Annotated in this window: 1 protein-coding gene; it reads left to right on the top strand. The window is 40.3% G+C overall.

All coding sequences use genetic code 11. The features are described from left to right. Positions 1-528: transposase (locus tag C1G49_RS00020; protein ID WP_153048209.1), on the top strand; the 528-nt coding region annotated here is incomplete at both ends.

Here is a 528-nt window from a genome sequence, read left to right as displayed (position 1 = left end):
TACAACCTCCAACTTGGCACAAACAGCCAGTTTGCCTTAGCTTACGGACTGTTTCCGAATCCAACTGACACTCGTACACTCAAGCCTTTTCTTCAATCCATCCAAACCCTAGAACTCTTTCAACACATTGTCGCAGATGCAGGTTATGGAAGTGAAGAAAATTATAGCTTTATCGTTGATGACCTGGAGAAAACACCTCTAATTCCCTACGGAACATATCAGAAAGAGCAGAAGAAAAGCTATAAGAAGAGTGATGCCAATCCTGAAAACTGGACTTACTTAGAAGATTCTGACCAGTGGATAAAACCAGATGGGGTTGTCTACTCGTTTAAGAATTATTCACGAAGAACGGAGCAGAATGGGTTTGAGAAAGATATTAAGATTTACGAAGCTGATCCTGTACAAGCTAGTGAAGAGTTAGACCAGTTAGCACGGACAGAGAAAGGAAACCTCAAACAAATTCAGTATAATCCTACGTGGAACTATTTCAAGAACTTAGTCAAAGAGGAATTGACAAGTAAAGAGGGA

The sequence above is a fragment of the Streptococcus suis genome, from assembly GCF_002960625.1.
Taxonomy (GTDB): domain Bacteria; phylum Bacillota; class Bacilli; order Lactobacillales; family Streptococcaceae; genus Streptococcus; species Streptococcus suis_T.
This window is presented reverse-complemented; position numbering and strand designations above follow the sequence as displayed.